The sequence below is a fragment of the Mycolicibacter longobardus genome, assembly GCF_002102265.1.
GTDB lineage: Bacteria > Actinomycetota > Actinomycetes > Mycobacteriales > Mycobacteriaceae > Mycobacterium > Mycobacterium longobardum.
In genome coordinates, this window is record NZ_LQPG01000026.1 from 115,247 (window position 1) to 131,999 (window position 16,753).

Annotated in this window: 16 protein-coding genes and 2 pseudogenes; 6 read left to right on the forward strand and 12 right to left on the reverse strand. The window is 67.7% G+C overall.

Annotation, left to right across the window (positions count from 1 at the left end; translation table 11 throughout):
- Positions 1 to 11 precede the first annotated feature (11 nt).
- The 3 genes from AWC16_RS14270 to AWC16_RS14280 are packed head-to-tail and all read left to right on the forward strand — an operon-like array spanning position 12 to position 2,318.
- On the forward strand, positions 12 to 920 hold the full coding sequence (locus AWC16_RS14270) for an APA family fibronectin-binding glycoprotein (protein ID WP_085265396.1): 909 nt from the start codon (positions 12 to 14) through the stop codon (positions 918 to 920).
- 42 nt (positions 921 to 962) lie between these two features.
- On the forward strand, positions 963 to 1,256 hold the full coding sequence (locus AWC16_RS14275) for a GlsB/YeaQ/YmgE family stress response membrane protein (protein ID WP_234812273.1): 294 nt from the start codon (positions 963 to 965) through the stop codon (positions 1,254 to 1,256).
- 33 nt (positions 1,257 to 1,289) lie between these two features.
- Entirely contained in the window at positions 1,290 to 2,318 is a 1,029-nt protein-coding gene (locus tag AWC16_RS14280) for a zinc-binding alcohol dehydrogenase family protein (protein WP_085265398.1), read from the forward strand.
- 34 nt (positions 2,319 to 2,352) lie between these two features.
- Here AWC16_RS14280 and AWC16_RS14285 read toward each other — a convergent pair whose 3' ends face one another.
- From AWC16_RS14285 to AWC16_RS14295, 3 genes are all read right to left on the reverse strand, one after another.
- Positions 2,353 to 3,117, reverse strand: a complete 765-nt coding sequence (locus AWC16_RS14285) for a CPBP family intramembrane glutamic endopeptidase (RefSeq protein WP_085265399.1) — start codon at positions 3,115 to 3,117, stop codon at positions 2,353 to 2,355.
- A gap of 79 nt (positions 3,118 to 3,196) precedes the next feature.
- Positions 3,197 to 3,595 carry an MmpS family transport accessory protein gene (locus AWC16_RS14290; protein WP_234812274.1) on the reverse strand — a complete coding sequence of 133 codons (399 nt, stop codon included), beginning with the start codon at positions 3,593 to 3,595 and terminating at the stop codon, positions 3,197 to 3,199.
- 5 nt (positions 3,596 to 3,600) lie between these two features.
- Complete coding sequence (locus tag AWC16_RS14295; RefSeq protein WP_085265401.1) at positions 3,601 to 6,006, reverse strand: phosphoketolase family protein; 2,406 nt, start codon at positions 6,004 to 6,006, stop codon at positions 3,601 to 3,603.
- 58 nt (positions 6,007 to 6,064) lie between these two features.
- On the opposite strand from AWC16_RS14295, the gene AWC16_RS14300 reads away from it, so the two are divergent.
- The gene (locus AWC16_RS14300) at positions 6,065 to 8,428 is read left to right on the forward strand and encodes a CaiB/BaiF CoA-transferase family protein (RefSeq protein ID WP_085265402.1); all 2,364 of its coding nucleotides are present in this window, start codon (positions 6,065 to 6,067) and stop codon (positions 8,426 to 8,428) included.
- Positions 8,429 to 8,438: 10 nt separating this feature from the next.
- The gene (locus tag AWC16_RS14305; RefSeq protein ID WP_085265403.1) at positions 8,439 to 9,917 is read left to right on the forward strand and encodes an acetyl-CoA acetyltransferase; all 1,479 of its coding nucleotides are present in this window, start codon (positions 8,439 to 8,441) and stop codon (positions 9,915 to 9,917) included.
- 11 nt (positions 9,918 to 9,928) lie between these two features.
- On the opposite strand, the pseudogene AWC16_RS14310 reads toward AWC16_RS14305, so the two are convergent.
- The 9 genes and pseudogenes from AWC16_RS14310 to AWC16_RS14345 all read right to left on the reverse strand — a co-directional run bounded on the left by AWC16_RS14310 (position 9,929) and on the right by AWC16_RS14345 (position 16,452).
- Positions 9,929 to 10,502, reverse strand: a pseudogene (locus AWC16_RS14310) (isomerase).
- A gap of 102 nt (positions 10,503 to 10,604) precedes the next feature.
- Positions 10,605 to 11,030, reverse strand: coding sequence for a hypothetical protein (locus tag AWC16_RS14315; RefSeq protein WP_085265404.1), 426 nt, complete (start codon positions 11,028 to 11,030; stop codon positions 10,605 to 10,607).
- 28 nt (positions 11,031 to 11,058) lie between these two features.
- The gene (locus tag AWC16_RS14320; protein ID WP_409370668.1) at positions 11,059 to 11,787 is read right to left on the reverse strand and encodes a hypothetical protein; all 729 of its coding nucleotides are present in this window, start codon (positions 11,785 to 11,787) and stop codon (positions 11,059 to 11,061) included.
- On the reverse strand, positions 11,784 to 11,915 hold the full coding sequence (locus AWC16_RS25580) for a hypothetical protein (protein WP_264017122.1): 132 nt from the start codon (positions 11,913 to 11,915) through the stop codon (positions 11,784 to 11,786). The genes AWC16_RS14320 and AWC16_RS25580 overlap by 4 nt, the downstream gene beginning before the upstream one ends.
- A 30-nt stretch (positions 11,916 to 11,945) precedes the next feature.
- Complete coding sequence (locus AWC16_RS14325; RefSeq protein ID WP_085265405.1) at positions 11,946 to 12,743, reverse strand: CbbQ/NirQ/NorQ/GpvN family protein; 798 nt, start codon at positions 12,741 to 12,743, stop codon at positions 11,946 to 11,948.
- Positions 12,740 to 14,272 carry a nitric oxide reductase activation protein NorD gene (locus tag AWC16_RS14330; RefSeq protein WP_085265406.1) on the reverse strand — a complete coding sequence of 511 codons (1,533 nt, stop codon included), beginning with the start codon at positions 14,270 to 14,272 and terminating at the stop codon, positions 12,740 to 12,742. Before AWC16_RS14330 ends, AWC16_RS14325 begins: the two co-directional genes overlap by 4 nt.
- Before the next feature lie 143 nt (positions 14,273 to 14,415).
- Positions 14,416 to 15,018 (reverse strand): TetR/AcrR family transcriptional regulator, encoded by a 603-nt coding sequence (locus AWC16_RS14335; RefSeq protein ID WP_085265407.1) that lies wholly within the window; start codon positions 15,016 to 15,018, stop codon positions 14,416 to 14,418.
- Positions 15,019 to 15,070: 52 nt separating this feature from the next.
- Positions 15,071 to 15,814 carry a hypothetical protein gene (locus AWC16_RS14340; RefSeq protein ID WP_085265408.1) on the reverse strand — a complete coding sequence of 248 codons (744 nt, stop codon included), beginning with the start codon at positions 15,812 to 15,814 and terminating at the stop codon, positions 15,071 to 15,073.
- 32 nt (positions 15,815 to 15,846) lie between these two features.
- Entirely contained in the window at positions 15,847 to 16,452 is a 606-nt protein-coding gene (locus AWC16_RS14345; RefSeq protein ID WP_085265409.1) for a TetR/AcrR family transcriptional regulator, read from the reverse strand.
- Positions 16,453 to 16,641: 189 nt separating this feature from the next.
- Between AWC16_RS14345 and AWC16_RS23505 the strand changes: the two are divergent.
- Positions 16,642 to 16,746: pseudogene (locus tag AWC16_RS23505) on the forward strand (SDR family NAD(P)-dependent oxidoreductase); the annotation flags it as partial.
- Between the last annotated feature and the right edge of the window lie 7 nt (positions 16,747 to 16,753).

Genomic DNA, 16,753 nt, shown 5'->3' on the forward strand with positions numbered 1-16,753 from the left:
GTTTTTCTGCCATGAAACAGGTGGACCTGACCTCAAAGGGCCTTCGGGCGATGGCCGCGACGACGTGGGCCGCCGCGATCGCCGGTGTGCTGACGTTCGCCGCGGTATCGCCGGCGTACGCGGACCCGGTTCCGCCGGCCCCCGCGCCGTCACCCACCGCGGACGCGCCGCCGGCTGCGCCGGTGCCGACCGACCCCAACGCCCAGGCCCCGGCCGCGGACCCGGCCGCCGAGCCGGCCGCGCCCGAGGCGGGCCGCGTCGACGATGCCGCCGGGGGATTCAGCTTCGTGCTGCCGGCCGGCTGGGTGCAGTCCGACACCACCCATCTCGAATACGGGTCCTCGCTGCTGAGCAAGAAGACCGGTGAGCCGATGCTGCCCGGGCAGCCGGCTCCGGTGGCCAACGACACCAGGATCGTGCTCGGCAAGCTGGACCAGCGGCTGTACGCCAGCGCCGAGACCGACAACGCCAAGGCCGCCACGCGCCTCGGCTCGGACATGGGCGAGTTCTTCATGCCCTATCCCGGAACCCGCGCCAACCAGGTGAACGCGCCCCTGACCGGCGGCGGCCTGACCGGCAGTGCGTCGTACTACGAGGTCAAGTTCACCGACCCGGCCAAGCCGGTCGGCCAGATCTGGAGCGGCGTGATCGGTGTACCGCCGGCCGGCGGCGGCACCGGACCGCAGACCGAGCGTTGGTTCGTGGTGTGGCTGGGGACCGCCAACAACCCGGTGGACACCGGCGCGGCCATCGCGCTGGCGGAGTCCATCCGGCCGCTGGCGGCGCCCCCCGCAGAATCGGCGCCCGCCCCCGCACCGGGCATTCCGGGTCTGCCTCCGGCACCGGCTCCCGCGCCCGCACCGGCGCCGGCTCCGGCTCAGCCTCCCGTGCCCGCTCCGGTGCCGGCACCGGCGGCGTAAAACACCGTCTGACCCGGGCACCGGCCCGTTAGGATCATGCCCATGGCCGGAAGCTATCTCGCTGCTGCACTGTCCACGCCGACCTCGGTCAGCTGGCTGGCGTATGTCCTGATCGGTGGTGTCGCCGGCTGGCTGGCGAACCGCGTCATGAAGCGCGGCGGCTCGGGCATCCTGCTCAACATCCTGATCGGGGTGATCGGCGGATTCATCGGCGGGATGCTGCTCACCTGGTTGGGCGTGGACGTCGAACACGGCCGCAAATGGTTCACCTTCTTCGTCTCGCTGGGCGGGGCCATCGTCCTGTTGTGGGTCGTCGGCCTGGCTCGCCGCAGGTAGCCGCCCACGCCGTCGAGCGCGCACCATAGGTCTATGGGGTCGCAGTTGGCGGGTGCGTCGATGTCGGCATGGCGGGTGCGCAGGCCCGGACCGATGAGCAGCAGACCACTCGAGCGGGTCACCGCCGCGCTGCCGCGACCACAACCGTCGGAACTGCTGCTGGCCGTGCACGCATGCGGGGTGTGCCGTACCGACCTGCACGTGGCCGAGGGTGACCTACCGGTACACCGTGCCGAGGTGATCCCCGGTCACGAGGTGGTCGGTGAGGTCGTCGAGGTGGGTGCCGACGCCGGTGACGAATTCGCGGTGGGAGACCGGGTCGGAATCGCCTGGCTGCGCCACACCTGCGGATCCTGCCGATACTGCCGCCGAGGCGACGAGAACCTGTGCCCGCAGTCGCTCTACACCGGCTGGGATGAAGACGGTGGCTACGCCGAATTCGCCACCGTCCCAGCGGCGTTCGCGCATCACCTGCCTGCCGGTTACAGCGACAGCGAGCTGGCGCCGTTGCTGTGCGCGGGCATCATCGGCTACCGCTCGCTGCAGCGCGCCGAACTGCCGCCGGGCGGCCGGCTCGGGATCTACGGTTTCGGAGGCAGCGCACACATCACCGCCCAGGTCGCGCTTGCCCGAGGCGCCGAGGTGCACGTGATGACGCGTGATCGGCAAGCCCGGGAGCTGGCCCGGGAGTTGGGCGCGGCCTCGGTCCAGGAGGCCGCGGACCCGCCGCCGGTGCCACTGGACGCGGCCATCCTGTTCGCGCCCGTAGGTGAGCTGGTGCTGCCCGCCTGCCAGGCCCTGGACGCGGGCGGCACCCTGGCGATCGCCGGGATCCACCTCAGCGACATCCCGCCACTGAACTATCAGCGCCACCTTTTCCGCGAACGCCAGATCCGGTCGGTGACGTCGAACACCCGCGAGGACGCCCGCGAATTCCTGCACTTCGCCGCAGCGCACCACATCGACGTGACCACACCGGAGTATTCGCTGGGCGACGCCGACCGGGCGCTGGGGGACCTGGCCGCGGGCCGGATCGCGGGCGCGGCGGTGCTGTTGGTCTGAGCCGCCGGTTCCATGCGGCGGTTCCCGCTTCGGGTCAGGCGGACAGGTGCCACACCATGGCGGCGGCCAGTGCCCCCACCCCGTTGAGCGACCAGTGCAGTGCGATCGGCGCGATCAGGCTGCCGCTGCGCCGGCGCAGCCAGCTGAACACGAAGCCGGCGGCTCCGGTCGCAAGCACCGCGAGCGTCACACCGGCCAGCATGCCGACGAACCCGCCGCCGAGTACCCGGGTGAACCCGACGTTGTTGCTGGTCAGTCCCAGCGATGTGGCGATGTGCCACAGCCCGAACAGCAGGGAGCCGGCCGCGGCCACCCCACGGAATCCCCAGGCCCGGTGCAGCGCACCGTGCAGCGCCCCGCGGAACGCCAACTCTTCGGGAATCACGGTCTGCAACGGGATGATGAGCATCGAGGCCACCAGCGCGCCCGACAGCGTGGCGTAGTGGTTGTTCAAGAACAGCGGTCGGGTCCAGGGCAGCAGCGCACCGATCGCGATCGCGGAGACCACCACCAGAACGGCGGCCGCGGCATAGCCGACGCCGGATTTCCAATGCGCACGGCCAAGCCCGAGTTCGGCCCAGCTCAGCCCGTTGCAGCGGACCAGGACCACCAGACCGACGGCGGTGGCCGGGACGGTGGCCACAGCCGCCCAGGGCGTGGTGAAGTGCGCGACCAGGTTGGCCAGCGCCAGCACCACCACCACGACGGCGACGTCGACGAAGGCGCGGAACTGGTTCAGCGCCGAGAGCTGCGACAACGGATGCCACCCCCCGGGCAGCGCGAACTCATGACCAGACATTGCCGCGGATTCTACCCGCGATGGCGTCCCGGCGGCTCCCCGTCGTTTTCGGTCGACCCGCGGCTGCGGACTTAGGTACCTAGGTCACGCACAGTACCCGCGCCGGATCCCCGGTCGCGGTGTTGTGGCTGACCACCTTGCCGTTGACGCTGACCGTGCAGGTCAGAGCGCCGGGGCCGGCGCTTTGAGCGCTGAGTGAATACGGGGCCGGCCGGGCCGCGTTCGCCATTCGACCGGTCAGCTGAATCGACCAGGGCAGCGGGACGTTGGTGGCGTGCGACTGGCCGTTCTGAGTCTGGTAGGTGACGTAACCGGCGACGCCGGTTCCGGTCAGGTCGTAGCGGACCGGAACTATGGTGTGGTCCGGTGTCGCACCTGCCGACGGGGCACCGGCGATGGTGGCCGACGCGACCAAGGTGCCGAGCAGCAGCGACGTTGCCTTGCGGCGCATCCGGACCGGTGACGGGTGAACAGTCATGGCCGTCACCTTATCTCGCCGTGGTTCCCGGTTGCGTCTGTTCGCCAGGTCCAGTCAGTGATGCGGGGATCGTCCTCGCCGTGCTCGCGGGTGTAGAGCCGGGCGGCCAGCCGGGCGTCGACCATCTGCTGGCGCAGCACCGCGCTGCGATCACCCAGCCCCGGTGTCCGGTCGATGACGTCCATCACCAGATGGAAACGATCCAGGTCGTTGAGCATCACCATGTCGAACGGCGTCGTGGTGGTGCCGCGCTCGCGGTAGCCGCGCACGTGCATCTGGTCGTGGTTCGCCCGACGATAGGTGAGCCGGTGGATCAGCCAGGGGTAGCCGTGATAGGCGAAGATCACCGGCTTGTTGCGGGTGAACAGGGCGTCGAATTCATTGTCCGGCAAGCCGTGTGGATGTTCGGTGGCCGGTTGCAGGCGCATGATGTCCACCACGTTGACCACTCGCACGGCGAGATCGGGCAGCTGGTGGCGCAGGATGTCGGCGGCGGCCAGTGTTTCCAGCGTCGGGATGTCGCCGGCGCAGGCCAGCACCACATCCGGTTCTCGAGCGGTGGTGCCGGCCCAGTCCCAGATGCCCAGACCACGGGTGCAGTGCGCCACCGCGTCGGTCATGTTCAGGTAGGCCAGCGCCGGCTGCTTGCCGGCGACGATGACGTTGACGTAGTCGCGGCTGCGCAGGCAGTGATCGGTCACCGACAGCAGCGTGTTGCCGTCCGGTGGCAGGTAGACCCGCACCACCTCGGGCCGTTTGTTGGCCACCTGGTCGATGAACCCCGGATCCTGGTGTGACGCCCCGTTGTGGTCCTGACGCCAGACGTGGGAGGTCAGCAGATAGTTCAGCGAGGCGATCGGGCGGCGCCACGGCAGCTCGCGGCTGACGGCCAGCCATTTGGCGTGCTGGTTGAACATCGAGTCGACGATGTGCACGAACGCCTCGTAGCAGTTGAACAGCCCGTGCCGACCGGTCAGCAGATAGCCCTCCAGCCAGCCCTGGCACAGGTGCTCGGAGAGCACCTCGATGACCCGGCCGTCGGGGGCCAGGTGGTCATCATCGGGACCCGTCGCCGACAGCCAGGTCCGGTCGGTCGCCTCGAAAACCGTCGCGAGGCGATTCGAGGCCGTTTCGTCGGGACCCATCAGGCGGAACCGGTCGCGGTTGCGATCGATGACGTCCCGGAGGAACGCCCCCAGCACCCGGGTCGCCTCGTGGACCTCGGTGGCGGGCCGGGTGACCGGCACGGCATAGTCACGGAAGTCCGGCAGGTCCAGGTCGCGCAGCAGCAGTCCGCCGTTGGCATGCGGGTTGGCGCTCATTCGGCGACTCCCGCGTGGTGCCAGCTCTGCCAGTTCCGGTCGCAGCCGGCCGGATTCGTCGAACAGTTCCGCCGGGCGGTAGCTGCGCAGCCATTCCTCCAGCTGGCGACGGTGCTCGGGGTCGGTGCGGGTCTGCGCGAGCGGCACCTGATGTGACCGCCAGGTGCCTTCCACCTGCTCGCCGTCCACCACCGCCGGGCCGGTCCAGCCCTTCGGGGTGCGCAGCACGATCATCGGCCACACCGGCCGCATGGTCGAGCCGTCACTGCGGGCGGCGCGCTGGATCGCGGCGATGTCGTCGAACGCGTCGTCGAGGGCGGCGGCGAGCAACCGATGTACAACGGCCGGATCATCGCCGGCGACGGTGATCGGACGGTACCCGTAGCCGCGCAGCAGTGCTTCCAACTCCGAATGCGGAATACGATCCAGCACAGTGGGATTGGCGATCTTATAGCCGTTGAGATGCAGGATGGGCAGCACCGCTCCGTCAACGGCCGGGTTGAGGAACTTGTTCGAATGCCAGCTTGCGGCCAGCGGTCCGGTCTCGGCCTCGCCGTCACCGATGACACAGGCGACCACCAGTTCCGGGTTGTCGAACGCCGCCCCGAACGCGTGCACCAGCGCGTAGCCCAGCTCTCCGCCCTCGTGGATAGAGCCCGGGGTCTCGGTGGCCGCATGGCTGGGGATGCCGCCGGGAAACGAGAACTGCCGGAACAACTTCCGCAAGCCCTCGGTGTTCTCGCCGATGCCGGTGTACACCTGGCTGTAGGTGCCCTCCAAGTAGGCGTTGGCCACCAGCGCCGGGCCGCCGTGGCCGGGTCCGGTGACGAAGATGATGTCGGCATCCCGGTTGCGGATGATCCGGTTGAGGTGCAGATACAGCAGGTTCAGTCCCGGAGTGGTGCCCCAGTGCCCGAGCAACCGCGGCTTGACGTGCTCGGCGCGCAGCGGCTCGGTCAGCAGCGGGTTGTCCAGCAGATAGATCTGACCGACCGACAGATAGTTGGCGGCCCGCCAGTAGGCGTTCAGGCGGGCCAGTTCGTCGTCAGACAGGGCGGACGGTGGCGGAGGCGCGGTTTCTGCACTCACCCCTGCGATTGTCCGCGCCGATCGGGGACCGCGGCAACCGGTTCATTACCCTGACAGCGTGCTGCTGGAATCGGTTCGCGTACTTGATCTGGCCGACGGCGACGCCGCCGCGGTCACCCGGTTGCTCGCCGACCTGGGTGCAGACGTGCTCAAGGTGGAACCCCCCGGCGGCAGTCCGGAGCGCAACGACCCTCCGCTGTTGGACGGTGTGAGCATCCCGTTCGCGTTGCACAACGCCAACAAGCGAAGCGTCACCCTGGATCCGGCGAACGAGCGGGATCGCCACCGGTTCGACGAGCTGGTGGCCGGCGCCGACATCGTGGTCGACAGCGGCCCCACAGGGCGTGCTGGCGACTTCGGAACATCGTGCGGTGAACTGGCCGACCGGTTCGGTCACCTGGTGGCGATGTCGGTGACCGACTTCGGGGCGGACGGGCCGCGTTCGACATGGCAGGCCACCGACGCGGTGCTCTATGCACTCTCCGGTGCGTTGTCCCGGTCGGGCCCCACCACCGGCACCCCGGTCCTGCCGCCGGACGGCATCGCCTCGGCGACCGCGGCCGTACAGGCCTCCTGGGCGGTGCTGGTCGCCTACTACAACCGGCTGCGCTGCGGGGCAGGGGATTACATCGACTTCTCCCGCTTCGACGCGGTGGTCACCGTGCTCGACCCGATATTCGGTGCGCACGGCCAGGCCGCTGCGGCCCAACGCGTGTCGACCCGGTGGCGCGGGCGGCCGCGGAATCAGGATGCCTACCCGATAATGCCGTGCGGGGACGGCTATGTCCGGCTCTGTGTGATGTCCCCGCGCCAGTGGCGGGCGCTGTGGGGCTGGCTCGGGGAGCCGGCCGAGTACGCCGACCCCAAATTCGGGGTGCTGGGGGAGCGGTTCGCGGTCTGGCCACAGGTCAGCGTGCTGGTGCGCGAACTGTTCGCCGACCAGACCATGGCCGACCTGGTTGCGGCCGGGCAGGCCCGCGGCGTGCCGATCGCCGCGGTGGGTGACCCGGCGCAGGTGTTGGTCGAGGAGCATCTGAAGGTGGCGGGGGCGGTTACCCGGGCCGAACTGGCCCCGGGGCTCTCGGCGGTGATCCCGACCGGCTACTACGTGGTCGACGATCACCGGGCCGGCTTTCGCACACCGGCCCCGGCCCCCGGTGACGCGGGCGCCGGCTGGCGCGCCGAGCGGTTGCCCGAACAGGCCTTCGGCGCCGTCGGGGATCGACCGTTCGAGGGACTGCGGATCGTCGATCTGGGTGTCATCGTGGCCGGCGGGGAGGCCAGCCGGCTCTTCGGCGACCTGGGCGCCGAGATCATCAAGGTGGAGAGCACGGCCTACCCGGACGGACTGCGGCAGGCCCGCCCCGGATCGGTGATGAGCGAGTCGTTCGCCTGGACGCACCGCAACAACTCCGCGCTCGGCCTGGACCTGCGCAGCCCGGCCGGCAAGGACCTGTTCGGCCGGCTGGTCGGCACAGCGGACGCGGTGTTCGCCAACTTCAAACCGGGAACACTTGCCGCCCTGGGGTTTTCCTACGGCGCCCTGCGCGGACTCAATCCGCGGGTGGTGCTCGCCGAGAGCAGCGCGTTCGGGGAGACCGGGCCCTGGAGCGGCCGGATGGGATACGGCCCGCTGGTACGTGCCACCACCGGGGTCACCGCGCTGTGGACCGCACCGGAGGATACGACGGAGCCGGGGCGCCACCCGTTCTACGACGCGACCACCGTCTTTCCCGACCATGTGGTCGCGCGGGTCACCGCGATCGGGGCGCTGGCCGCGCTGATCGCCGCCCGGCGGACCGGCGCCGGCTCCCACGTGCACGTCTCGCAGGCCGAGACCGCGGTCAACCAACTCGACACCAGCTACGTCGCCCGGGCCGCGGGATCCGTCGTCCAATCGGACACCGCACTCGACCTGGTCTGCCCGTGTGCCGGCGACGATGAATGGTGTGTGATCTCGATCCGAGATGATGACGATATGCGTGGTGTCGCTGAGGGTTTCGGTGATCCGGGGTTGGCATCCGATCCGCGCTTCAGTACCGCCGGGGCGCGCGCCGAACACCGCGGGGACCTGACGGCCGCGTTGGAGCGGCACACCCGCGACCGCACCCCGGCCGACATCGGTGAGCTGTTGCAGGCGGCCCGGGTGCCTGCCGCGCCGATGAACCGCCCGCCCGACGTCGCCGACGATCCGCAGCTGGCCCACCGCACGGTGTTCGTCGACATGACGCATCCGCTGATCGAGCATCCGCTGCCGGCCGAAACCGGTCCCGCACCGTTCCGCAATATCCCCCCGGCGCCGCAGCGGCCCGCGCCGCTGCCCGGCCAAGACACCCGCGCGATCTGTCGCGGCGTGCTCGGACTCGACGACAGCGAAACCGAGCGGTTGATCGCCGACGGCGTGCTGTTCGCGCACGATTAGTCTTACGCCCATGCCCGTCGACCCCCGGACACCGGTGCTGATCGGCTACGGCCAGATCAACCACCGCGACGACCACGACCTGGTAGAACCCGTCGATCTGATGGCGGCCGCGGCCCGCCACGCCGCCCACGACCGGGTGTTGCGCGCCGTCGACTCGATTCGTGTGGTGAACCTGCTGTCCGCTCGTTACCGCGATCCGGGTGCTCTGCTCGGGCAGCGGATCGGCGCGGACGGTCCCGCCACTCGCTACACCCCGATGGGCGGCAATGTGCCGCAGTCCCTGGTGAATCAGGCCTGCCTGGACATCCGCGACGGTCGTGCCGGTGTGGTGCTGCTGGCCGGCGGCGAGATGTGGCGCACCCGTACCCGGCTGCGGCGCGCCGGGGGCAAACTGGCCTGGACCCAGCAGGACGACAGCGTGCCGATGGCCGAATGCGACGGCGAAGACGTGCCGATGGCCGGACCCGCCGAGGAACGAATCGGCCTGGACCGGCCCGCCTACGTCTATCCGTTGTTCGAGCAGGCTCTGCGCATCGCCGCGGGGGAGACTCCCGAAGACCATCGGCAGCGCATCGGTGCACTCTGGTCGCGGTTCAACGCCGTCGCAGTCGACAATCCCCACGCCTGGATCCGCCAACCCGCCGGTGCCGAAGAGATCTGGCAGCCGGGCCCGAAGAATCGGATGATCAGCTGGCCCTACACCAAGTTGATGAACTCCAACAACATGGTCGACCAGGCCGCCGCGCTGGTGCTGACTTCGGTTCAGACCGCCACCGACTTGCGGATCCCCTCCGACACCTGGGTGTTTCCGCAGGCCGGCGCCGACGCTCACGACACCTACTCGATCGCCAACCGGGCCGAACTGCACCGGTCACCGGCCATCCGGATCGCCGGCGCCCGCGCACTGGAGCTGGCCGGTGTCGGCGCGATCGGCGAAGTCGATTATGTCGACCTGTACTCGTGCTTCCCGTCGGCGGTTCAGGTTGCCGCGGCCGAGCTCGGTCTGCCCACCGACGATCCCGACCGGCCGCTGACCGTGACCGGCGGGCTGACCTTCGCCGGCGGCCCGTGGAACAACTACGTGATGCATTCGATCGCCACCCTGGCCGAACTGCTGGTCGCCCATCCCGGTCGGCGCGGGTTGATCACCGCCAATGGCGGCTATCTGACCAAACACAGCTTCGGGGTGTACAGCACCGAACCACCTCCGTCCGGCTTCCGTTGGGAGGACGTCCAATCCGCGGTGGATGCAGAACCTACCCGGCCGGCTGTGGTGCAGTGGCAGGGGACCGGCACCGTGGAGACCTGGACCACGCCGTTCGATCGCGACGGGCGGCCGCTGCAGGCGTTCCTGGCGGTCCGAACCCCCGACGGCTCGCGAGCCCTGGCGGTGATCCGGGACCCGGACGCCGCGGAGACCACCGTCCGTGAGGACATCGCCGGTGCGGCCATCGACGTGCACGACGACGGCACCGCGACGCTGCGGTAGGGGGCAGGACACTAGCGGGCTGATCGTCGCCGGCGCAGCAGCTTCGTGAACTCGACCGTCGAGCGTCGTACGGATTCGAACTCCAAGGACACCAACAAGGTGTCCACCATCGCGAACGGCAAGGTGGTGGCGACCGCCCCGCGCACCGTACTCGAGATGCCAGGAGCCTGGATGGATGGTCAGCCCGCGCGCATACCCGCGCTCCAGGCAGGTGTGTTCACCGGGGAGCAGCGGCGGGAGTGGCGCGGTGTCGTCGGATTCCAGGTCGTAGGAATCGATCTGCCCGGCGAGCAGGAACTTGTGGATGTCGACATGCTTGTATCGACCCGAAAAGCCTTGTGTGCCAGTGGGAGATCCGAAGATAACCACGTACTCGCGTGGGCTGAAGTAGAGGAAACGGACCTTACCCAGGATGCCGCCGGCCCTACTGCCCACCCAGCGGCCGGGACCGGGGTCGATCAGTTGAGGGTACTGGTCGGCGAGCAGTTCGATGGTGCGGCCGATCAACTCGCCGTTCTCCGGCGGAACGCCGACTACTCGCTGGGCGATCTGGTGCAGCGCCTCCGGGGCGAACTTGTACTTCATCGACCGAACTCCAGTGTCAAGGAGCCGAACGAAACCCACGGGCGACCCAGTTGCCGTGAAAGGTGGCCTGCAGTTCGGCGGATTCGGGCATAGTCCGGACTTCTAGGGGCTGTGCTGCTGTTCTGCGGCCAGCCGGGCTTCGCGCTCCTCATGGATGCGCACCAGTTCGCGGAACCCGAGCCGCTTGTACTTCGGGACCGGCTGTACGCCCCATTCGTCCTGCGCGGTGTCTTTGCCCTCCGCGCCCTCGGGAGGGCCGAACGCCGGGTAGGGCACCTTGCACTCCAGGTCGTCGTCGGAGTAGCGAACCTTGAGCAATTCGCTGCAGATCTGGGTGAAACTCAAGGTCGGATAGCCGTAGTAGACCGCCATGAAGGGCAGGGTGAAGGCGCCTTCGATGACCAGCGCCACCAGGCACACCAGTACGGCGCGCTTGATGTAGCGGTGCATCCGGGCGTAGTACGGCGTCGTACCCGGGGGCAGATCCTCGGCCTGTTCGTCGACAGTGGATTCGGGAGTAGTGGTCACGGGTGCTCCTAGGGCTCGAGAAAGATGTTCAGTCGGTGAAGATCTCGCGGTTCACCGTGTGCAGGTACGGAATTGCGAGGAAGGGCGTGATGTAGAAGATGTCGTAGAGCCACCAGCCGATGACCGGGAAGACCACGCCGGCGTACCGCACATCGGCGTACATCGTCATGTTGAGCACGTAGGCACACCAGATCACGATGCCCATCCAGCAGGTGATGATCATCCACTGGTGACCCCAGCGCTTCATCTGCAGGAAGCCGATCGCCGCTGCCACCCGCATCGAGAACACCGTCAGGATCAGGCCGATCACATAGGCCTTCTCGCCGGGAGCCGACGATCCGCCGACCCACATCTCGTTGTAGTGCCAGAAGTATCCGGCGTCGAACATGTTGCCCCAGCCGATCATCAGTACCCGGTTGATCAGCGTGTGGTTGCCGATCATGTCGAGTGCCCAGCCCAGGCTGTTGAGCATGCCGTCGATGAGCACCAGATATCCGATCAGCGTGACGATCATGGGGCGCACCGACATCCCCGCGAGCTGTGCCTGGCGTTGCAGCCAGACGCCGCGCATGAAGATCGGGAAGCCGATCAGCCCGGGCGCCCACATCCCCATCAGGGCCGCGCCGACGATCATCCACTTGTCGGCGCGCCGTTGGGCCAGGCGCGACTGTTCGTGGTGTTCCTCGAGGCTGAGCGCGCCGTCAGCGGCGGGAGCCGGCTTACGGGCCGAACGGTCCTTGGGCAGCGGCAAGTTCACAGTCCCCACCAGCCGCGCGCGAAGGACATGTACATCTGGATGAGGAACATCGACAGCAGGAATCCGTAGATGACGATCTGGACGATGATGAGGGCCTTTTTGCGACTGCGCTCCTGTTGATCCACCATGTCTTGGTTTTCCTTTCCGGGAGGGTAGGTCTAGCGGGTCGGGTTCGACGCGTCGGTCAAGCTGGCCGCGGCCACTTCGCGTAGTCCGTCGGTGATGGCGCCGTCGCTGGACAGCGGGGCCAGGACGCACGCCTCGGCCGCCTCCAATTCGGTTGCGCCGGCGGCGATCAGGTGGGCCGCGGTGACCAGCACCCGAGTCGATGGGGGCTCGAAGTGGAACGCCTCGTCGGCGGTGCGGATCGCGGTGGCGCAGCGCACCAACCGGCGGGCCGCCTCCAGTCCGACGCCGGCTTCGGCGACGATCACGTCGGCTTCGCGCTGCGGCGGCAGGTAGTGCATCGGCAGGGTGACGAATCGTTGCCGGAACGATGGTTTGAGTTCCTTGAGCGAACTGCGATAGGCCGGGTTGTAGGAGCACACCAGCATGAAGGTGTCCGGCGCCGCGACGACCTCGCCGGCGCGGTCCAGGTACAGCGCTCGGCGGTGGTCGGTCAGCGAATGCAGGATGGCCAGCGAATCATGGCGAGCCTCGACGACCTCGTCGAGATAGCAGATCGCACCGGCCTTGACCGCGCGGGTCAGTGGGCCATCGGTCCACACCACGTCTCCGCCGGTCACCATGAACCGGCCGACCAGATCTGAACTGGTCAGATCGTCATGGCAGCTGATGGTCACCACCGGCCGGCCCAGCAGCAACCCCATGTGTTCGACCAGGCGGGTCTTCCCGCAGCCGGTCGGACCGGTGAGCATCACCGGCAGGTGCTGGCGGTACGCCTGTTCGAAGAGCTGGACCTCGTTGCCAGTGGCGTAGTACGTGTCGCTCGTCATGCTGCTACCAGCTCTCTGTGGACGTGGGCGAGGATTCGGGGAAGCTCTTGGACGCGTCGGATCCGTTGGGACCGCCGGGGGCCGAACACTTCCGGCAGCGGATCGACCCTGGCGGGGCCGACGCCGACGTAGTAGATCGAGACCCCTGCCTCGTTCGCCTCTTCGACGGCGTGCGCGGCATCCGCCCACGCGTAGCGCCCCTCGTACCCTTCGTCGGAGATCATGCCGTCGCCGATCACGATGAGTAGTCGGCGTTCGGCAGGTTGCTCGAGCAGACGGCTGGTCAGATGACGCAGCGGAGCACCCAGCCGGGTGTATCCGCCGGTGGTCAGTCCCAGCTTCCCCGGCGGCACGAAGCGGCGGTCCTCAAAGTTTTTCAGACAGCTGACCTCGACGCGGTGCCGGGTGTTGCCGGTGAAGGTGAAGATGCCGTGTCGTTCCCTGGCCAGTGTCATCGCTTGGGAAAGCGCATCGGCGCAGGCCAACTCGAGCTTGAAGATCCGTCCGCCCTGAACACCCAGCGATGAGCTGCCGTCCAGCAGCAGTGCGGTGGTGACGTCGCGGCTGGTGGGCAGCAGCTCTCGGAAGATGCGTGGCTCGTCGGCCGCACCGGTGGACGCGTCGATGTAGTGGTTCACGTACTGGTCGACGTCGATATCGGAACCGTCCTCCAACCGATTTCGCATCGCGCGGTGGGTGTGTTCCTCGAACCATCTGCGCAACTCCACCGCCACCGCACCGGGCTGTCGGTCGCGGCTGCCGTACGGTCTTTCCAGCACCGCGACATGGTCGGGCAGGAAGCTCTGCGTCCAGGAGTTCCACTCGGGGTAGGGGATTCCGGGCCGGTGTTCGGGGGTGACGTCGAAGTCATTGTCCTGGGGCCGGCTCGGAGGCGGCAGGTTGGAGTTGCGCACCCCGCCGTCGCCGCCGACGGGGACCGAGTAGGGCCGGGGCATCCGCTTCTGGGTGCTGGTCCAGGGCATCCGGCCGAAGGTCCGGCGCAGCTTGTCGGTCAGCTGCTGGGGGGCGGTGTGGGCGCTGGGTAGACGGCCCAGTACCGGGTCGATCAGCAGGGGCCGCGAGGTGCGTGCGAGGGCGATCGCCCGCTCAAGCATCTGCGTGCTCTCCATGTCCTGGTCGGCGATCTCGATATCGGGCAGCAACCGGTGGATCTCGGTGAGCAGACCAGGCCAGTTCGCCGCGATCCATCCCGCGGCGACACCGGCCTCGACCGTGGTCAGGGCAAGCAGCTCCCGGGTCGAGAGCTCGTTCAGCCGGTACTCGGCGATCCGGTCCTTTGACGGCGAACACTGAAGGGCCACACCGCATGTCAGTGAACGCCGGGTCCAGGATCGGTGCAGATGGGGATACGGAACGTGGACTACATCCAACCGGCTGCTCAGGGAGAAGCCGCGATGCCCGCCGGTGACCAGACGCGCCCCGGAGCGGCGTTGATCGCTGAGCGCGACGGCAGTCAGGGCGCAGCTGCGCTCGATCTCCAGGGCGGCGACATCGGAAAGGGCTGGCATCGGCGTATTGACCGACCTAGAAGGTGCCCAGATTGGAGAACAGCCAGTACCAGAACCAGATCACCAGTCCGGTGCCGCCCCATGCCGCGACGTATCGAAGGATCTCCCAGACCCAGCCCATCATCTCGAATCTCCCTGCTCGTTCATCGGATCTCCAGACCGCGCACCGCCGTTGCCACCAACTCGGCCAGCATCCTCTCGCGGGTGTCGCAGTTGGTCATGGTGGTGAGCACGCCGTAGATGCCCAGGAGGAAGAACACCGCGCTGTAAAACGCGTCGACCTCCGGATGTACCGTGCCCTCACCACACGCCCGCTCGATCTCGCCGACCAGCAACACGATCACCGGGTGGTCGGTCCAGGCGTCTTCGGTGGGGCGGGTCGGCGAGAAATGCAGCGCGAGCAGCTCCTTGAACAACACCGGGCCGAAACGCTGTTCCAGGCCGCACACCAGGCGGACGATCTCGGTCAGCGCCGCCTCCAGCCCCGGGTTGTGCTCCAGGAACCGTTCGAACTCTGCTGCCACCCAGGTCTCTTCGCGAGATTCGAGCTCCAGCAGTACATGTTCCTTGCTGGGGAAGTGGAAGAAGAATGTGCCATGGGCGACGCCGGCAGCGGCGGCTATCGCGTTGACGTCGGCTCCGGCCATACCTGCGACGGTGAACTCGGTCACCGCCGCGGTAAGAATGCGTTCGTGCGTCTGCAGGCGACGGGCAGTGCGCGTCGACGGCTCGGCCTGAGGTGCCATGGTTAGTTCTTTCTAGTCAATATGCTGACTAAAGTCAATGAGTAAGGTCAATTCAGTCGGTGAAGATCTCCCGGTTGACCGAATGCAGGTACGGGATCGCCAGGAACGGGGTGATGTAGAAGATGTCGTAGATCCACCAGCCGATGACCGGGAACACCACGCCGGCGTAGCGCATATCGGCATACACCGTCATGTTGAGCACGTACACGCACCAGATGACCACGCCCATCCAGCAGGTGATGATCATCCACTGGTGGCCCCAGCGCTTCATCTGCAGGAAGCCGATCCCTGCGGCGATGCGCATGGTGAACACGCTCAGGATCAGGGCCAGTTCGAGGGGCTTCTCGCTCCAGGCGGTCGCGCCGCCGACCCACAGTTCGTTGTAATGCCAGAAGTAGCCGGCGTCGAACATGTTGCCCCAACCGTTCAACAATATTCGGGCCAGCAGGGAGTGGTTGGCCATCACGTCGAGGGCCCAGCCCACGGTGTTGATGGCCGCGTCGACGATCACGCAGTAGCCGATCAGGGTGACCAGCATGGGCCGCACGGTGAGGCCGTCGCGTTGCGCCTTGCGCAGCAGGTAGACGCCACGCAGGAACAGCGGCAGGCCGAAGACTCCCAGCACCGCCGTGCCGATCAGCAGGCTGCCCGAGATCAGCCATTTATCGGCCTGGCGTTGGGCGAGCCGTGACTGCTCCAGGTGCTCGTCCAGGCCACTGGCCGAGGGGCTCGACGGACGGGTCGGTGCGGATGCGGTGTTACCGCTGCGGCCCGGCTTCGGCGAGGGCAGTTTCATAGCCACTGACAATAGTCAATGAAATCTCGCAGTCAATTGCCGGCGCCCATGCTGTGCAACGCCCTGGCCACGTAGTCGGCGAGCATGGCGTCCTGTCCGGGCCAGCTGTGCGTGGTGGTCAACAACGCGTACAGGCCGAGCAGGAAGAACACCGCGCTGTTCACCGGATCGACGTCGGGGTCGACCTGTCCTCGGGTCTTGGCGCTGTCGATCGACTGCGCGACGGCCACGATCACCGGATGCGCGGCGCTCTCATCGATCGGCGGACGGGTGGGGGAGAAGTGCAGTGCAAGAAAGTCTTTGAAGAGCAGTGCGCCGAGCCTGCGCTCCAGTCCCGCGACCAGTCGGACCGATTCCCGCAAGGTCGCTGCCAAGTCGTGGTTGGTGGCCGTGGAGCGCGTCAGCTGCTTGGCGATACGCTCTTCCTCGCGGCCCTCCAGCTCCAGCAACACATGTTCCTTGGTGGGGAAGTGGAAGAAGAACGTACCGTGCGCGACACCGGCGGCGGCCACTATCGCACCGACATCCGCGCCGGCGACGCCCGACCGTTTGAACTCGGCGATGGCAGCGCCCATCAGCCGCTCGCGCGTCTGCAGACGTCGAGCCTCGCGCGCTGAAGGCCTTTGTGTCAACGACATACGCTCAGGATAGCGGGTATCGGGGCAACTTCTCGGGCGCCAATTGATTGACTTAAGTCAGAGAAGGACGTTAGATGAATGCCACCTCGCCGGAGAGGAGTTCCATGGCACTCGAGCAGTTCAACCTGGACGGCCAGGTGGCCATCGTGACCGGCGCGGGCAAGGGCGTGGGTCAGGGCATCGCCCGAGTGCGTCTATCTGTCCACCCCCGACTGCTACGCGACCAATGCGATCTTCCATGTCGACGGTGGCATCGACTCGAACAACTCCCCGCTGCCGATCCCCGACTACTGATCCACGA

What these genes read in the sequence shown, in the direction of transcription:
- AWC16_RS14285 (WP_085265399.1), bottom strand. Translation starts at nt 3,117, where the DNA reads ATGTCTGGTCATGAGTTCGCGCTGCCCGGGGGGTGGCATCCGTTGTCG.
- AWC16_RS14305 (WP_085265403.1), top strand. Translation starts at nt 8,439, where the DNA reads ATGCCCGTCGACCCCCGGACACCGGTGCTGATCGGCTACGGCCAGATC.
- AWC16_RS14280 (WP_085265398.1), top strand. Translation starts at nt 1,290, where the DNA reads ATGGGGTCGCAGTTGGCGGGTGCGTCGATGTCGGCATGGCGGGTGCGC.
- AWC16_RS14340 (WP_085265408.1), bottom strand. Translation starts at nt 15,814, where the DNA reads ATGAAACTGCCCTCGCCGAAGCCGGGCCGCAGCGGTAACACCGCATCC.
- AWC16_RS14345 (WP_085265409.1), bottom strand. Translation starts at nt 16,452, where the DNA reads ATGTCGTTGACACAAAGGCCTTCAGCGCGCGAGGCTCGACGTCTGCAG.
- AWC16_RS14325 (WP_085265405.1), bottom strand. Translation starts at nt 12,743, where the DNA reads ATGACGAGCGACACGTACTACGCCACTGGCAACGAGGTCCAGCTCTTC.
- AWC16_RS14335 (WP_085265407.1), bottom strand. Translation starts at nt 15,018, where the DNA reads ATGGCACCTCAGGCCGAGCCGTCGACGCGCACTGCCCGTCGCCTGCAG.
- AWC16_RS14290 (WP_234812274.1), bottom strand. Translation starts at nt 3,595, where the DNA reads ATGACTGTTCACCCGTCACCGGTCCGGATGCGCCGCAAGGCAACGTCG.
- AWC16_RS25580 (WP_264017122.1), bottom strand. Translation starts at nt 11,915, where the DNA reads ATGGTGGATCAACAGGAGCGCAGTCGCAAAAAGGCCCTCATCATCGTC.
- AWC16_RS14330 (WP_085265406.1), bottom strand. Translation starts at nt 14,272, where the DNA reads ATGCCAGCCCTTTCCGATGTCGCCGCCCTGGAGATCGAGCGCAGCTGC.
- AWC16_RS14270 (WP_085265396.1), top strand. Translation starts at nt 12, where the DNA reads ATGAAACAGGTGGACCTGACCTCAAAGGGCCTTCGGGCGATGGCCGCG.
- AWC16_RS14275 (WP_234812273.1), top strand. Translation starts at nt 963, where the DNA reads ATGGCCGGAAGCTATCTCGCTGCTGCACTGTCCACGCCGACCTCGGTC.